The organism is Mycobacterium sp. IS-1496 (genome assembly GCF_001499995.1).
In the GTDB taxonomy this organism is placed as follows: Bacteria; Actinomycetota; Actinomycetes; order Mycobacteriales; family Mycobacteriaceae; genus Mycobacterium.
In genome coordinates, this window is record NZ_LQIU01000030.1 from 22,226 (window position 1) to 38,060 (window position 15,835).

The 15,835-nt window shown below is 70.0% G+C and carries 13 protein-coding genes; 3 read left to right on the plus strand and 10 right to left on the minus strand.

What is annotated here, in order from left to right:
• Positions 1-6: 6 nt before the first annotated feature.
• Positions 7-1,644 carry a SulP family inorganic anion transporter gene (locus AU195_RS16230; RefSeq protein ID WP_059160087.1) on the minus strand — a complete coding sequence of 546 codons (1,638 nt, stop codon included), beginning with the start codon at positions 1,642-1,644 and terminating at the stop codon, positions 7-9.
• Positions 1,641-2,018 (minus strand): ArsR/SmtB family transcription factor, encoded by a 378-nt coding sequence (locus tag AU195_RS16235; protein WP_059160088.1) that lies wholly within the window; start codon positions 2,016-2,018, stop codon positions 1,641-1,643. Before AU195_RS16235 ends, AU195_RS16230 begins: the two co-directional genes overlap by 4 nt.
• Positions 2,019-2,163: 145 nt before the next feature.
• Between AU195_RS16235 and AU195_RS16240 the strand changes: the two genes are divergently transcribed.
• Together AU195_RS16240 and AU195_RS16245 are read left to right on the plus strand one after the other, a co-directional pair.
• Positions 2,164-3,924 (plus strand): LpqN/LpqT family lipoprotein, encoded by a 1,761-nt coding sequence (locus AU195_RS16240; protein WP_059160089.1) that lies wholly within the window; start codon positions 2,164-2,166, stop codon positions 3,922-3,924.
• Between the two features lie 101 nt (positions 3,925-4,025).
• Positions 4,026-5,144, plus strand: a complete 1,119-nt coding sequence (locus tag AU195_RS16245; protein WP_059160090.1) for a GGDEF domain-containing protein — start codon at positions 4,026-4,028, stop codon at positions 5,142-5,144.
• Between the two features lie 10 nt (positions 5,145-5,154).
• Here the strand turns inward: AU195_RS16245 and purH are convergent, their stop codons facing one another.
• The 5 genes from purH to sfnG all read right to left on the minus strand — a co-directional run bounded on the left by purH (position 5,155) and on the right by sfnG (position 10,995).
• Entirely contained in the window at positions 5,155-6,726 is a 1,572-nt protein-coding gene (gene purH / locus AU195_RS16250) for a bifunctional phosphoribosylaminoimidazolecarboxamide formyltransferase/IMP cyclohydrolase (protein WP_059160091.1), read from the minus strand.
• Positions 6,723-7,352, minus strand: a complete 630-nt coding sequence (gene purN, locus AU195_RS16255; RefSeq protein WP_059160111.1) for a phosphoribosylglycinamide formyltransferase — start codon at positions 7,350-7,352, stop codon at positions 6,723-6,725. The genes purH and purN overlap by 4 nt, the downstream gene beginning before the upstream one ends.
• Positions 7,353-7,362: 10 nt before the next feature.
• Entirely contained in the window at positions 7,363-8,778 is a 1,416-nt protein-coding gene (locus tag AU195_RS16260) for a cell division protein PerM (protein ID WP_059160092.1), read from the minus strand.
• Between the two features lie 56 nt (positions 8,779-8,834).
• Complete coding sequence (locus tag AU195_RS16265; RefSeq protein ID WP_059160093.1) at positions 8,835-9,719, minus strand: DUF5336 domain-containing protein; 885 nt, start codon at positions 9,717-9,719, stop codon at positions 8,835-8,837.
• 145 nt (positions 9,720-9,864) lie between these two features.
• Positions 9,865-10,995 carry a dimethylsulfone monooxygenase SfnG gene (gene sfnG, locus AU195_RS16270; protein ID WP_059160094.1) on the minus strand — a complete coding sequence of 377 codons (1,131 nt, stop codon included), beginning with the start codon at positions 10,993-10,995 and terminating at the stop codon, positions 9,865-9,867.
• Positions 10,996-11,105: 110 nt separating this feature from the next.
• Between sfnG and AU195_RS16275 the strand changes: the two genes are divergently transcribed.
• Complete coding sequence (locus AU195_RS16275) at positions 11,106-11,954, plus strand: LLM class F420-dependent oxidoreductase (RefSeq protein WP_059160095.1); 849 nt, start codon at positions 11,106-11,108, stop codon at positions 11,952-11,954.
• Positions 11,955-12,058: 104 nt separating this feature from the next.
• On the opposite strand, the gene AU195_RS16280 is transcribed toward AU195_RS16275, so the two are convergent.
• The 3 genes from AU195_RS16280 to sucC form a co-directional block, all read right to left on the minus strand.
• Positions 12,059-13,588 carry an acetyl-CoA acetyltransferase gene (locus AU195_RS16280; protein WP_059160096.1) on the minus strand — a complete coding sequence of 510 codons (1,530 nt, stop codon included), beginning with the start codon at positions 13,586-13,588 and terminating at the stop codon, positions 12,059-12,061.
• 121 nt (positions 13,589-13,709) lie between these two features.
• Positions 13,710-14,612 carry a succinate--CoA ligase subunit alpha gene (sucD, locus tag AU195_RS16285; RefSeq protein ID WP_059160097.1) on the minus strand — a complete coding sequence of 301 codons (903 nt, stop codon included), beginning with the start codon at positions 14,610-14,612 and terminating at the stop codon, positions 13,710-13,712.
• A 12-nt stretch (positions 14,613-14,624) separates the two neighbouring features.
• Positions 14,625-15,788: an ADP-forming succinate--CoA ligase subunit beta gene (gene sucC, locus AU195_RS16290; RefSeq protein WP_059160098.1), complete on the minus strand. Its 1,164-nt coding sequence runs from the start codon at positions 15,786-15,788 to the stop codon at positions 14,625-14,627.
• Positions 15,789-15,835: the final 47 nt, after the last annotated feature.

The following is a 15,835-nucleotide window of genomic DNA, read 5'->3' on the forward strand; positions in this document are numbered from 1 at the left end:
GTCGACCTAGGACGCGGGTACCGCGACGTGGGTTCGGGCGTGCGCGATCGCATCGTCGAGCGACTCCATGAGGTGGTTCTCGTGCCGCAGCGAGTCGAGCACGCCCACGCTGGTGATCATGGTGAGGTGTTCGGGGCGCACCCCCTTGATGATCACCGTGATGCCGCGGGCTTCCAGTTCGGCGGCGATCTCGGCCAGTGTCCGGGCGCCGGTGGCGTCGAGCATGCCGAGTTGTGACATCCGGATGATGACGACGCGGATCGCGTCGGGCCGGCCGCCGAGAACCTCGGTGATCGCCCCGGAGATGCGCTCGGCGGCGCCGAAGAACATCGCCCCGTCCAGACGTAGCAGGGCGATGTGTTCGTCGCCGTCGCGGCGCGGACCGGGCAGCTCCTCGCGGCTGACGCTGCTGCGGCCGGCCAGGTTCCGCAGCGCGAAGAACGCCGCGGCGAGCACACCGATCATCACCGCCTCGATCAGGTCGAAGCTGACCGTGATCACCGCGGTCACCACGAATGTCAGCGCGTCGGAACGACCCGACCGCAGTATCGACCGGACCGTGGCCGCCGAGATCATCCGGAACGACGTCACCATGAGTACACCCGCCAACGCGGCCAGGGGAATCTGCGAGACCGGGCCGCTGAGCAGGTAGACCACCCCGAGCAGGACGACGGAGTGCACGATCGCGGCGACGCGGGTCCGCGCACCCGAACGGACGTTGACCGCGGTCCTGGCGATAGCGCCGGTCGCGGGCATCCCGCCGAACACCCCGGAGGCGACCGACGCCAGCCCCTGACCGAGCAGTTCACGGTCGGGGTGGTACGGGCCGGTCGGCGACATCGTCGCCGCGACACGCGCCGACAGCAGCGATTCGATGGCGGCCAGTGCGGCGACGGTGACCGCCGCGCCCAGCAGCGTGCGCAGCGAATCCACGTCGAGCGTCGGCAGCATCGGTGCCGGCAGCTGCGACGGCAGTTCACCGATCGCCGCGACGGGCACGTGCAGCGCGCTCACGGCGATGGTCGCGCCGACGACCGCGAGCAGCGATGCCGGTGCTCCGGGGCGCAGCCGGGGCAGCGCGATCATCACCACGGCCACGAAGCCGACGACGGCCAGCGTGCGCGCGGCGGCAGACCAGTCGGTGTGGGTCAGCACGTGCAGCGCAGCCGGGATCGTGCGCTGACCGGCGGGGGTGGGGACGCCGAGCGCGGCGGGCAGTTGCTGGGCGAAGATGATCACCGCGATGCCGAGGGTGAACCCCTCGATCACCGGCCACGGGATGAAGGTGACCGTCCGGCCGAGGCCCGCGATCCCGCAGCCCGCGACGAGCGCGCCGGCGACCACCGTCACGAGCGCGACACTGCCGAGGCCGTGGGCGGCGACGATGGGCGCCAGCACGACGGCCATCGCGCCGGTGGGTCCCGAGACCTGGACGTGGGAACCCCCGAACACCGCGGCCACCACCCCGGCGACGACGGCGGTGATGAGACCGGCCGCCGCGCCGACCCCGGAGCTGATGCCGAAGGCCAGTGCGAGCGGGAGTGCGACGACGCCGACGGTGACCCCCGCCGTCAGGTCGCGCCGCCAGGAGCGCGGCAGGTCGGCGTAGTCGGATCGGCGGGGCAGCAACCGTGCGGGGTTCACGAGTCGGACCGCAGCGGAGGCAGCGACGCCAACGTGTCGAGCCGGGCCCGCTGGGTGTCGAGCGTGTCGGCCAGAAAGGTTCGCGCGATCACCAGCAGTTCGCGGATCTTCGGGTGGGCGAGCCGGTAGTAGACCGCGTTGCCGCTGCGGTGGGCGCTGACGACGTGGTGGCGTTTCAGCACGGCCAGGTGCTGCGACAGCACGGTGGGTTCGATGTCGATCTCGGCGAGCATGTCGCTGACCGGGGTGGGCCGGTCGGCGGCGCTGAGCACCTCGAGGATGCGGATCCGCGCGGGGTGGGCCAGCGCCTTGAAGAGATTCGCCTTGATCTCGTAGAGCGGCTGATCGGGCTGATCGACGTAACGGTTGGGCACTGCGGCGCCTTCGGTGGGAGCGGTTGATCGATTGATGGATTGCACGAATACTCAATTCAGAGTAGCGGTTGTCTCGGCTGCTTCACCCGCCTGCGGCGGTGATCATCGTCACGAGCAAACCGCACCGGGCCGGTAGTCTGCGCCCATGCCGTTGGAAACCGGTCAGGTCTTCGCGGGGTACACCATCGTTCGGCTGGTGGGCACCGGCGGCATGGGCGAGGTGTATCTCGCGCAGCATCCCCGACTGCCGCGGCAGGACGCGCTCAAGGTGCTGCCCGCCTCGTTCTCCGCCGACGACGAGTACCGGCACCGCTTCAGCCGCGAGGCCGATCTGGCCGCGGCGCTGTGGCATCCGCACATCGTCGGCGTGCACGACCGCGGTGAGTACGACGGCCGACTGTGGATCTCGATGGATTTCGTCGACGGCCACGACGCCGCCCGGTTGCTCGTCGACCGGTTCCCGAACGGGATGCCCGCCGCCGACGTCATCGAGATCGTCACCGCCGTCGCCGACGCACTCGACTACGCCCACCAACGTCAATTGCTGCACCGCGACGTGAAACCCGCCAACATCCTCATCACCGGCCCCGACCGGGCGCGCCGCCGGATTCTGCTGGCCGACTTCGGCATCGCCCGCCACGCCGAGGACAACACCGGCCTGACGTCGTCGAACATCGCCGTCGGTTCGATGAGCTACAGCGCGCCCGAGCAGTTGATGGGCCACCCCATCGACGGCCGGGCCGATCAGTACTCGCTGGCCGCGACGGCCTACCGGTTGTTCACGGGCAGCCCGCCGTTCCCGCACAGCAACCCCGCGGTGATCATCAGCCACCACCTCAACACCCCGCCTCCCCGGCTCGGGGACAACCGGCCGGAGTTGCGGGCGTTCGACGCGGCGATGGCCCGCGCCCTGGCCAAAGACCCCGCGGCACGGTTCCACTCCTGCCACGATTTCGCCGTCGCCCTGGCACAGGCGGCCGACGGTGCTGCCGGGCCACCGCCGTGGGGCGCCCCGCCGGCGGGGCCGACGGGCCCGGTCGGGCCGCCACCGGGCGTCTCCTATCCGGGCCCACCGATCTCGGCGCCGCCCGCCCAGCCGTCTGCCGGGCCGCCGGGCCCGCCGGTGATGGTCTCGCCGTGGATGCCCACCGGCACACCACATCCCGGCGCACAGTACGGGCCGGCGCAGGGACAGCGTCCGAAGCGCCGCCGCACGGGCCTGATCGCCGCGGGCGCCGCGCTCGCCGTCATCCTGCTGGTCGCGGCGGTGGTCTCGGTGGTCGCGCTGAGCGGTTCCGACGGCGCCGCGCCGAACCGCACCACCACGACGCGGCCCCCGGCCACCACCACGGCGCGGCCCACCGCGACGTCGGCGCGTCCGGACGGATCGGCCTACACGATCGCCGACTACATCCGCGACAACCGCATCGTCGAGGTGCCCATCCGCCGCGAGACGCCCGACGCGCCGGTCGTCACACTGCCGATCCCACCCGGCTGGTCCGACGCGGGGCCACGCGCGCCGTCCTGGGCATATTCGGCGATGGTGTTCGACGGGCTGCCCGTCAACGTCGACCCGCCGACGGTGATCTCCCTGATGTCGAAGCTGTCCGGCGACGTCGATCCCGCCCGGATCCTCGAGTACGCCCCGAACGAACTGACGACGCTGCCCGCCGCCAGGACGGGTTCAGCCACCCCCATCACCCTCGCAGGATTCGACGGGGTGCAGGTCGAGGGCACCTACGAGCGCGACGGCCGGCCGCGGACGACCTGGCAGAAGACCGCCGTCGTCGTCACGGCCGACGGGCTGTTCGTCCTGCAGGTCAACGGCGACGCGCCGGCGGCCGAGAGCCGGCTCATCACCGATGTGGGCGCGGTCGTCGACCGGCAGACGAGCATCGCACCCTGACCGCTCGCGGCCGACAGTTGCGCCGGCGCGTTTGCCGGGCCAAGCTGCAGTTGTCGACGTCATCAACAGATTGAGGTTCGACTGTCGGCTCGAGGGGGTTCATGACGAGCGCAGTGCGCGAATGGTGGCGCCAACCCGACCACTACTACTGGCTCACCGCATTCCTCGCGGCGCGGGGCGCGCAGCGCGGTATCTGCCGGGTGGTGGCGGGGTCGCTCGTCGGATTCGCTCTGGTGTTGCTGGTGTCGATGGCGAGCCCGGCGGGCCCGGCCGGTATGGGCGGACGCATCGCGGCGGTGGTCATCTCGGTGGCCCTGGTCGGCATGGCGATCGGCTGGTTGCGCGAGGGCTGGCCCACCCAACGTCAGTCGGCCGGGTTCGTGATCACGGCGGCGCTGGGGATCAGCGTCGCGTGCCTGATCAAGGGCGATCCGTTCAACGGCATGTTCGGCGCGGCGACGTTCGCGGTCCTCGCGGGGTACATCGCGTTCTTCCACACGCCGAGGATGATGGCCTTCAACTTCGTCGTGGCGGTGTTCACCGCGTCGGTGCTCGCTGTGCGGGTCGCGCTCGACGGCGATCCGGCGCTGGCGATCTCGACGCTGGTCTTCCTGGTCATCCTCTACGTCGCGACCCCGTCGGTGTGCCATGCGCTGGTGCACCTGCTGGGTATCGACGTGCTCAACGCCGACATCGACCCGCTGACCGGGCTGTACAACCGGGACGCCTTCGACCGCGCCGCGGCGGCCTATATCAGCTCCCGCAACCGCGACGACGACCGGTTCTTCGTGCTCGTCGTCGTGGACCTGGACAACTTCGCGCTGCTGACCCAGGCCAAGGGCCGGCAGGCCGGCGAACGGGCCCGCGTCGCCGCGGCGCAGACCCTGCGCGAGACCACCCGGCAGAACGCGGTGATCGCCCATCTGCCCGAGACCGAGTTCCTGATCGCCGACAGTTTCCCGACCACCGACAGCTCAGCGCTCGTCGAGCGGGTGCGCGGCGCGATCCGCACCACGCCGCCGCGGACGTCGGCGAGCATCGGGGTGGTCAGCACGCCGATGCAGGCGATCGCCGAACGCCCGCCGGAGCAGGTGCTCGAGGAGCTGCTCGAGTTCGCCCGCTCGGCCGTCGTCGTGGCCCGCCGCGCCGGGGGCAATCAGGCGCACCACATCGAATGCCCACCGCTGCGGGCGCTCAAGGACGACGAACCGCCGCTGTGACGGTCGCCCGTCAGTGCGCGAAGTGCCGCGCGCCCGTGAGGTAAAGCGCGATACCGGCCTTGGCCGCCGCATCGGTGACGACGTCGTCGCGCATCGAGCCGCCGGGGTGGACGATCGCCTTCACGCCCGCCTCGGTGAGGGTCTCCAGCCCGTCGGGGAACGGGAAGAACGCATCCGAGGCCGCGACCGCGCCGCGGACCCGGTCGCCGGCCCGCTGCACCGCCAGCCGGGCCGCATCGACCCGGTTGACCTGCCCCATGCCGACGCCCACGGTCGCGCCGTCGGCGACCACGACGATGGCGTTGGACTTCACCGCCCGGCAGCTCCGCCAGGCGAACGCGAGGTTGTCCAGGGTTTCCGGATCGGCCGGCTCGCCGGTCGCCAGTGTCCAGTTGAGCGGATCGTCGCCCGCGGCGTCGAGCGCATCGCGCTGCTGCACCAGCAGGCCGCCGCTGATCTGCCGCAGTTCGGTTCCGGCGGCGGGAGGTTCGGACGCCACCAGGATGCGGATGTTCTTCTTGCGCGACAGGATCTCCACCGCGCCGGGCTCATAGGCCGGGGCGATGATGACCTCGGTGAAGATGTCGGCGACGGTCTCGGCCATCTCCACGCTGACGGCGGTGTTCGTCGCGATCACGCCACCGAACGCGCTCAACGGGTCGCACTCGTGGGCCTTGCGGTGCGCGTCGGCCACCGACACCGACGAGATCGCGATACCGCACGGGTTGGCGTGCTTGATGATCGCGACGCAGATCTCCTCGTGGTCGAACGCGGCCCGCCACGCCGCGTCGGCGTCGGTGTAGTTGTTGTAGGACATCTCCTTGCCGTGCAACTGCTCGGCCTGCGCCAGCCCCGGCCACGCGGTGGCGTCGCGGTAGAGCGCCGCCTGCTGATGCGGGTTCTCGCCGTAGCGCAGCACGGCGGCGCGCCGCCAGGTGCCGCCCACCCACGCGGGCAGCTGCTGGGCGGGCTCCTCGGGCGCCAACGTCGAACCCATCCACGACGCGACCGCCACGTCGTATTCGGCGGTGTGACGGAACGCCAACGACGCCAGGATCTTTCGCTCGGCGAGCGTGAATCCGCCGGACCGCACCGCGGCCAGCACCCCGTCGTACCCGTTCGGCTCGACGACCACCGCCACGCTGGGGTGGTTCTTGGCGGCCGCGCGCACCATCGACGGGCCGCCGATGTCGATCTGCTCGACGCACTCGTCGACCGACGCGCCGGATTCGACGGTCTCGCTGAACGGGTACAGGTTGACCACCACGAGGTCGAACGCCTCGACGCCGAGTTCCTGCAGCGCCGCCACGTGTTCGGGTTTGCGCAGATCCGCCAACAGCCCGGCGTGCACGTGCGGGTGCAGGGTCTTGACGCGGCCGTCGAGCACCTCGGGGAAGCCGGTCACCTGCTCCACCGGGGTGACCGGCACCCCGGCGCCCGCGATCGTCTTCGCGGTCGAACCGGTGGACACGATCGCGACGCCGGCCTCGTGCAGCCCGCGGGCCAGTTCGGTCAGACCGCTCTTGTCGTAGACGCTGATCAGTGCGCGCCGGATCGGCTTCTTCGCCCCGTCATCGCTCATCCTATGGTCGCCTTTCGTCCGGTCCAGGTCACGCCGCGCTGCGCCATCGCGGCCAGGACATCCACCAGCAGTCGTCGTTCGACCACCTTGATGCGCTCGTGCAGGGTCGCCTCGTCGTCGCCGTCGCGCACCGCGACACCCTCCTGCGCGAGGATCGGCCCGGTGTCCATCCCCGCGTCGACCAGGTGCACGGTGCAGCCGGTCACCCGGACGCCGTAGGCGAGGGAGTCCGCGACGGCGTGCGCCCCGGGGAAGGCGGGCAGCAGGGCGGGGTGGGTGTTGACCACCCGGCCGGGGAACCGGCTGAGGAACTGCGGCCCGAGGATCTTCATGAAGCCGGCGGACACCACGAGGTCGGGTTCGTGTTCGGCGGTCGCGGCGGTGATCGCGGCGTCCCACGTGGCGCGGTCGGGGTGGTCCCCGAGCCGGACGGTGTACGTGGGCACCCCGGCGTCCGCGGCGATGTCGAGGGCGGCGCATTTCCGGTCCGTCCCGACGGCGACGACGCGCGCCGGATAGTCGCCGACGGCGGACTCGAGCAGCGAGGCGAGCAGCGATCCGGTGCCCGAGGCGAGCACGACCAGCCGCGCCGGTGCGCTCGGAGGCACACGAAGCGGTTGCTGCACGCGCAGCAGCCTAGTCGGCTCGGCGCCGCGGTTCGTCGTCGGTAGGGGCACGGCCGGTATGGGCACCACCGGTGCCGGTGTCGTCGGCGATGAAGTGCTCCTCGGGGTCGAAGACCGCCGCGGGTTCATCGGGCGGTTCGGCGGCCGGCCCGGGCGCGGATGGGTTCTCCGGGGTGTCCGGGTCGAGGATCGGTCCGGTCTCGGCGTCGTCGAGGTCGCGCTCGGGCGCCGGGTCAGGATCGGGCGCCGGCTCGGGATCGGGCGCGGGTCCGGGTTCAGCCGCCCGGACGCGGCGCGGCCGACGGACGACGCCGCCGGTCATCGCCACAGTCAGCCCGCCAGTCACGGTGAACCACAGGAACACCCCCGGCCCGAAGGTGGTCTGGTCCACCCCGACGTGACCGAAGTTGCCCAGGCGCCCGCCGCCCGCGGCGCCGAGCAGCGCCATGGTCAGGGCGGCGACAGCCGACGCGACGACGAGCTTCGCCGCCGCGATGTGGATGGGTGCGGGCCGGCGGGCGACCTGCTGACCGACCGCGACCGCGGAGGCGGCGCCGATGATCAGCAGCGCCACCCAGACCGGCCCCAGCGGCGGTTCCGGAACCGCCGCCAGCACGGGCAACGCGGGGACGTCCCCGCCCAGAACGGTGAACGAGCTGAACGTCGCCAGACCGATGTGCGCGCTCGACCCGACCGCGACCGCGGCCGCACCCACCACGACGTTGGGCAGGTACAGCAGCGACAGCACCGTCAGACTGAATTGGCCGAACACCGAATCGGTGATCGCGAACAGCTCGTGCATGGTCGACCAGTGCACGACCAGCGATCCGGCGACGACGACACCGCACAGACCGGCCAGCGCGAGCACACCGGCCGCGGCCGCGCGGAACGCGTCCGGCAGCCAGTCGGGCAGCGGTGAGGTCTGCACCGTGCGGCGTCCCACCTTCGACGCCACCCCGATCGCCGCGCCGATCAGGTGGACGGCCAGCACCCCGCCGAACGCGCGCAGCGCCGACGGGGTCTGCAGCTCGGTCAGCACCGAGGCGGCGTCGTGGATGACGGCCAGCGCGATCGCCGCGATCAGCAGCGGCCCGCCGAGCGCGGAGGCGACCACCCACCGGGTGACGAACCACGAGCCGTACGGCGACGTCGCCGCCGCGGTGGTGCGGGCGGTCCCCCACACCATCATCAGTACGGGCAACAACGGCATCGCGCCGAGTTCACGGCCCCCGATGGACACCGGTACCTGGTGCACGCCCAGCCACATGCTCGCGATGGCGCCGAAGGCACCCGTCATATCGCTGTTCGCGATGAGCAGCTGCAACAGCGTCACCGCCGCGATGACGACGAGCGCCACGACGGACGGCCCGAACGCGACCCGCAACAGTTCGCGGGCCTGGCGGGTGCCGACCGGCCGGTTGTCCACTAACTGGGCCCCTCGCACAGGCTGGCGTGCGCGCTGTTCACGCACGCGCGGTCAGGTTACGAGGGGTTCTGGCCGGACTGCTGCTGCGACGGCGGCTGCTGCTGGCCCTGGCCGGCACCGCCGCCCGGCTGCTGCTGGGGCTGACCGTAGGTGGGGAACCCGGTGGGAGGGGTCGGCGGACCGCTCTGCTGTCCCGGGGTCTGGAAGCCGCCGGTCGACGGCCCGCCGCCGCCCGGGTAGCCGCCGCCGTACTGCGACGGGTAGCCCGGGCGCTGCTGCTGCGGCGCCTGCTGGTGCGAACCGGTGAGGTGCTGCTGCGGCTGGTGCGCTCCGGAGTGCGGCTGACCGTAGTAGCCGCCCGGCCCACCGGGGCCGCCGTACTGGCCGTACTGCTGCTGCTGGTCGTACTTGGGCCGCGGCGCGGGCGGGGTGAGCACGCCGGTGTCGACGAGCAGCGCGGCGACGGCCGCTCCAGCTTGCAGCAGCGACAGGACGATCAGCGCGTAGAGCGCCCAGCCGATCGAGGCCTCGGACGGCTTGTTGATCAGTTCGGCGATCACCAGCAGCAACGCCAGCACCGACAGCACGGCCGCGATGGCGACGTAGGTGCGGCCCTTCGACAACAGCGTCACCCCGGCGAGCAGGCCGGCGGCGAGCGCCGAGATGACCGCGAGTCCGATGCCGAGCGTCGAACCGCTGACGGTGCCGCCCTGGCCGAGGAAGTCCGATGCGCTGACCTCGAAGATCGGCCCGAAGTTGCAGAGGTAGACGAGCAGGCCGAGGGCTGCGACCACCATGAGCAGGTAGGCCGGCAGCTTGTTCGGGCCTTCGCCGGAGGCAGGCGGCTCGGGCAGCTTGCCGAAGTGCTGCGTCGGCGCCGAGAACTGGGTGGTGGGCTGATTGGCCGGTGGATATCCGGGGCTACCGGGTGAGTAGGTCATGACCTCTCCTGTGCTGATCGGGCGTCTGACGTGGGCAACGCGTGCGCATGAACACGGACCACCTGAGCAATTCGCTCTCCCACGCTAGCGCACCTACGCTCGTACCCGGCGCACGACGGTGTCTAACCCCGCCGCCGTCGCCCCCTCACACCGTCGCGAGTACCGGGGTGGCCGCCGAGGACGCTTCGGATGCCTCGATCTCACGCACCAGCGGCAGCACCCGCTCGCCGAAGTACTCGATCTCCTCCTGGAAGTGCAGGAAGCCGCCGAGGATCAGGTCGACGCCGCGTTTGCGGTATGCCGCAATGCGTTCCGCGATCTGCTCGGGGGTGCCGATCAGCTGTGTGCGGAAGCCGTCGTTGTACTGGACCAGGTCCTCGAATGACGAATCCGCCCACATCCCCTTCTTGTCGGCCGTCGAGTTCCCGGCCTGCTGCACGGCGCTGCGGAAGCCCTCGACGGCCGGCTTGTTCGCCTTCTCGACGATCTCCTTGAGGACGTCCTTCGCCTCCCGCTCGGTGTCGCGGGCGATGATGAAACCGTTGAGCCCGACCTTGACCTCCCGGCCGGCTTCGCGGGCGTGATCGCGCACCTCGACGATCTGTTCGGTGATGCCGTCGAAGTCCTTGCCGTTGGAGAAGTACCAGTCGGCGTAGCGGCCGCCGTTGCGCCGCGCGGCAGTGGAGTTGCCGCCCTGGAAGAGTTCGGGGTTGGGCCGCTGCGGGGTGTTGACCGGTTTCGGCTTGAGCGTGAAGTCGTGGATGCGGTAGAAGTCGCCGCGGAAGTCCACGTCGTCCTCGGTCCAGATCTTGCGCAGCACCTGCAGGAACTCGGCGCTGCGGCGGTAGCGCTCGTCGTGTTCGAGCCACGGCTCGCCCAGATGGGTGAACTCGTCCTTGAACCAGCCGGAGACGACGTTGACGGCGAACCGGCCGCCCGACAGCTGATCGGCGGTGGCGCCGAGCTTGGCCAGCACCGCGGGTTGCCACAACCCGGGATGGACGGCGGCGATGACCTTGAGCCGCTCGGTGGCCAGCAGCAGCGCCAGGCTGAAGCTGGTCGACTCGTGCTGGTACTCGGCGCCGTAGCTGGCCTCGTACCGGACCTGGCTCAGCGCGTATTCGAAGCCGTTGTTCTCGGCGGTCTGCGCGAGCTTGCGGTTGTACTCGTAGTTCCAGTCGGTGCGCTGCTCGATGTCGCTGGTCACCAGGCCGCCACTGACGTTGGGCACCCAGTAGGCGAACTTGACGTGGTCGGCGATGCATTCGGTGCTCATGGATACATGGCAGCAATCGCCTCATCCGCCGTCACGTATATCGATCGACGCGATCCGAAAGGGAGGAGTTCGTGCTTGCCCTTCTTACTAGAACACGTTCTAATTCGTGCATGGACTTCGGGCTCGTACTCTTCACCAGTGACCGCGGCATCGCCCCGGCCACGGCCGCCAAGCTGGCCGACGACCACGGCTTCCGCACCTTCTACGTGCCCGAGCACACCCACATTCCGATCAAGCGCGAGGCCGCCCACCCGACGACGGGCGACGAGACGCTGCCCGACGACCGCTACATGCGCACGCTCGACCCGTGGGTGTCGCTGGGCACGGCGTGCGCGGTGACGTCGCGGGTGCGGCTGTCGACGGCGGTGGCGCTGCCGGTCGAACACGATCCGATCACGCTGGCGAAGTCGATCGCGACGCTCGATCATCTGTCGGGGGGCCGGGTCAGCCTCGGTGTCGGATTCGGTTGGAACACCGACGAACTCGCCGACCACAAGGTGCCGCCCGGCCGCCGTCGCACGATGCTGCGGGAGTACCTGGAGGCGATGCGGGCGCTGTGGACGCAGGAGGAGGCGTCCTACGAGGGTGAGTTCGTGAACTTCGGGCCGAGCTGGGCGTGGCCGAAGCCGGTGCAGGCGCACATCCCGGTGCTCGTCGGCGCGGCGGGGACGGAGAAGAACTTCAAGTGGATCGCGAAGTCCGCGGACGGCTGGATCACCACGCCGCGTGACTTCGACATCGACGCCCCGGTCAAACTGCTGCAGGACACATGGGCCGCGGCCGGTCGGGACGGCGCACCGCAGATCGTCGCGCTGGACTTCAAGCCGGACCCCGACAAGCTGGCGCGCTGGCGTGAGCTCGGGGTGACCGAGGTGCTGTTCGGCCTGCCCGACAAGGGCGAGGCGGAGGTCGCGGGGTACGTCGAGCGGTTGGCGGGCAAGCTCTCCGCGCTCGTCTGAGTTTTGCGCCCAAACGAACACATGGGCGCGAAAGTGCGAGTAGATCGCGCCAAAACGTCGATCTCGTTGAGGCCTAAGCGGCGACGCTTGAAGCGAGCGACGCTTCAGGCGAGCGAGGCGCGGTTCTTGTCCCCGTCGGCCCGCACCTCGATGGCCACACCGAGCGGATCTCCGTCGCTCATCAGCGCGACCAGGTCGTCGTCCTCGGTAATGGCCATGAACCGCGACCCGTCCTCGTCGAGGCGGCCGATGATGATGCCGGTGCGCACCGGCCAGTCGTAGCGCACCGAATACGTCTCGACAGTGCCGCGCCCGTCGACGTGGCGGGTCACCGGCACCTTCGGCAGCGCGGCGATGCCGGCCTGTAACTCCTTGCTCCGGTCGGCGGCCCAGTCGGCGGGTTCGGTCGAGTACACCCCGACCGAATACTTGCTCATCACACCGCCATTGGCGCCGACGAGCCCGAACGCGCCCGGGTTGTCGCGCATCGCGGTCACCGTCTCGGCGATCCCGTGCAGCGAATAGCTGTTCCCCGGCCCGCCGAAATACGGCAGCCCACCGGTGAGTGTCAGCCCGCGCGGATCGTCGGCGTCGAGCCCGAACTCGTCGCACACCGCGAACACCGGGAACGGGAAACAGCTGTACAGGTCGAAGGTGGCCACGTCGTCGATGTCGATGCCCGCCACTCGAAGCGCTTCGGCCACAGCCTGTTTCGCCGAGATGCTGGCCCCGATGCGCTCGCGGTCCAACAGCGCCTGTTCGGTCTGGTCGGCGTGACCGCGCAGGTACACCCAGTTCTCCTCGGGCACCCCGAGCCGGCGGGCGGCCGCCACCGACATGACGATCGCGGCCGCGCCCTGGTTCACGGTGTCGCGGGCGACGAGCAGGCGCGGGTACGGATCGCAGATCATCCGGTTCTCGTCGGTGACCGTGACGATCTCGTCGACCGAGCGCTCCACCGGTGAGGACGAGTACGGGTTCTTCGCCGCCACCGCCGAGAAGGGGGCGAACAGTTCGGCCATCTCGCGGCGGTACTCGGCGACCCCGAGACCCCGTGCCGCGCGCCGCGCGTTGTCGAGCAGCCCGTACTGGACGGGCGCGCCCGTCAGGCCGTGCGCGACGGTGTAGTCGCTCATGTACTGCTCGAACCCGTAACCGCGGTCCTCGAGCTGGCCGCCGACGTGCTCGGTGAAGTCCGGCTTGTCAGCGCGGTTCGCGAAGAACTTGGCCGTCGACCCGGGTTCGGAGCCGACGACGAGCGCCACCTCGATCTCGCCGGCCGCGATCGCCCCGGCGAACTCCGTCACCAGCTTCTGCGGGCCGTTGCCGCCGATCGGTTCGAGGACCGCCCGCGCCGGATCGGCACCCACCCGCTGCGCCACCGAGCGCAGGTAGTTGTCCGAGGCGCCCAGTGGCGGGTCGGCGAAGGGGGTGCAGATCTCGAACTGGCGCAGCCCGGCGAACACCTCGATCGCCCGCGCGACGGCGGCGGTGTCGGCGCCGGTGTCGGCCAGCGCGGCTCGCGTCGCCTCGGTGGCCAGGTCGACCGCCGACATGCCGCGGTAGCCGTCGTCGTCGATGCGTTCGGTGAACTGCCCGACCCCGACGATGACCGGGGTGCGCGGATCGACCATGACAAACCTCCTGGCAAGTGTTACTTCGGCAGGCTAATAGACGCATTGCCCCCAAACGAAACTGCGGCCAGATCACGAATCCCGGGGGATCGCGATCTGGCCGCAGTTTCGGCGGAAGCAGTTACTGGTTCTGCAGGATCTCGCGGGCGAGCGCCGCGGTCTCCGACGGGGTCTTGCCGACCTTCACGCCGGCCGCCTCGAGCGCTTCCTTCTTCGCCGACGCGGTGCCCGACGAACCGGACACGATCGCACCGGCGTGGCCCATCGTCTTGCCCTCGGGGGCGGTGAAGCCCGCGACGTAGCCGACGACCGGCTTGGAGACGTTGTCCTTGATGTAGTCGGCCGCGCGCTCCTCGGCGTCGCCGCCGATCTCGCCGATCATCACGATGACCTTGGTGTCGGGATCCTTCTCGAACGCCTCGATCGCGTCGATGTGCGTCGTGCCGATGACCGGGTCACCGCCGATGCCGATCGCGGTGGAGAACCCGAAATCACGCAGCTCGTACATCATCTGGTAGGTCAGGGTGCCGGACTTCGACACCAGGCCGACCGGACCCGAGTCGGTGATGTTGGCGGGTGTGATGCCGGCCAGCGCCTCACCCGGGGTGATGATGCCGGGGCAGTTGGGGCCGATGATGCGGGTCTTCTGCCCCTTCTCCACGTTGTAGGCCCACGCGTAAGCGGTGTCCTGCACCGGGATGCCCTCGGTGATGACGACCAGGAGCGGGATCTCGGCGTCGATGGCCTCGATGATCGCGTCCTTGGCGAACTTCGGCGGCACGAAGACCACCGACACGTCGGCGCCGGTCTCCTTCATCGCCTCACCGACGCTGCCGAAGACCGGCAACTCGACGTCCTTGCCGTCCTTGTCGACGTGGCTGACCGTCGTGCCGGCCTTGCGGGAGTTGACGCCGCCGACCAGCTGGGTGCCCGCCTTGAGCATCAGCGCGGTGTGCTTGGTGCCCTCGCCGCCGGTGATGCCCTGGACGATGACCTTGGAGTCCTTGTTCAGAAAGATCGACATTTCGCAGGTCCCTTACTTGTTCGCCAGCTCGGCGGCCTTGTCGGCGCCTTCGTCCATGGTCTGCGCGAGCACCACCAGCGGGTGGTTGGCGTCGGCGAGGATCTTGCGGCCCTCCTCGACGCGGTTGCCGTCGAGGCGCACCACGAGCGGCTTGTTGGCTTCCTCGCCGAGGATCTCGAGCGCCTTGACGATGCCGTTGGCGACGGCGTCGCACGCGGTGATGCCGCCGAAGACGTTGACGAACACGCTCTTGACCTGGCTGTCGTTCAGGATGACGTCCAGACCGTTGGCCATCACCTCGGCCGAGGCGCCGCCGCCGATGTCGAGGAAGTTGGCCGGCTTGACGTTGTTGTGCTTCTCGCCGGCGTAGGCGACCACGTCGAGCGTCGACATGACCAGGCCCGCGCCGTTGCCGATGATGCCGACCTGTCCGTCGAGCTTGACGTAGTTGAGGTCGTTCTCCTTGGCCTTGAGCTCCAGCGGGTCGGTGGCGTCGCGGTCCTCGAACTCGGCGTGCTCCGGGTGCCGGAAGTCGGCGTTGGCGTCGAGGGTGACCTTGCCGTCGAGCGCCAGGATCTGGTCGTCGGGCGTGCGCACCAGCGGGTTGACCTCGACCAGGGTGGCGTCCTCGCCGACGAACACCTCCCACAGCTTGGCGATGGTCACCGCGGCGGCGTCGAGCACCTCGGCGGGCAGATGGCCCTTCTCGGCGATCTCGCGGGCAAACGCCTCGTCGACACCCTTGGTGGCGTCGACGGGGATGCGGGCCAGGCGGTCGGGCTTGGTCGCGGCGACCTCTTCGATCTCCATACCGCCCTCGACCGAGCACATGGCCAGGTAGGTGCGGTTGGCGCGGTCGAGGAGGAAGGAGATGTAGTACTCCTCGGCGATGTCGCTGGCCTCGGCGACCAGCAGCTTCTTCACGACGTGACCCTTGATGTCGAGGCCGAGGATGTTCTGCGCGTGGTTGAAGGCGTCGTCGGCGGTGGCGGCGTACTTCACGCCACCGGCCTTACCGCGGCCGCCGACCTTGACCTGGGCCTTGACCATCACCGGCTTGCCGATCTCCTCGGCGATCGCCTTGGCGTCGTCGGCCGTGTCTGTCACCCGGCCAGGCGTGGTCGGGACGTTGTGCTTGGCGAACAGCTCCTTCGCCTGGTACTCGAAAAGGTCCATGGACTCACTGTCTGTCTGCGTTGACGGTCACGATATTTCGGAAGGTT